This window comes from Nonlabens antarcticus (genome assembly GCF_015356755.1).
GTDB lineage: Bacteria > Bacteroidota > Bacteroidia > Flavobacteriales > Flavobacteriaceae > Nonlabens > Nonlabens antarcticus.
In genome coordinates this window covers 1-304 of sequence record NZ_JADFCO010000041.1, presented here as the reverse complement: position 1 = coordinate 304, position 304 = coordinate 1, and the positions used below count along the sequence as shown (strand labels likewise).

Genomic DNA, 304 nt, shown 5'->3' with positions numbered 1-304 from the left:
CCCCCAGGCCCAAGTGGAGTAGACAGTACTACGTTTACGGGAACCTACACGATCCAGCAGTCTGATATAGATGCGGGAACGGTAAGGAACCAAGCGTTAGCTACGGGAACCTCCCCAGATGGTGAGGATGTAACGGATACCTCGGATGATCCAAACAACCCAGCAGATGAAGATCCAGATGGTGATGGTGACCCAGATGATCCGACCGATACGACTCTTCCTGACGATAGTGATATCTCCTTATTGAAGGAGTCTGTCTTCAACGATGAGAACGGAGATGGGTTTGCCCAGTTGGGTGAGACGA

General features: G+C 51.3%; 1 protein-coding gene. It reads left to right on the top strand.

What is annotated here, in order from left to right; translation table 11 throughout:
- The coding region (locus IQ282_RS00150; RefSeq protein WP_228547161.1) for a DUF7507 domain-containing protein at window positions 1-304 on the top strand (304 nt) is incomplete at both ends.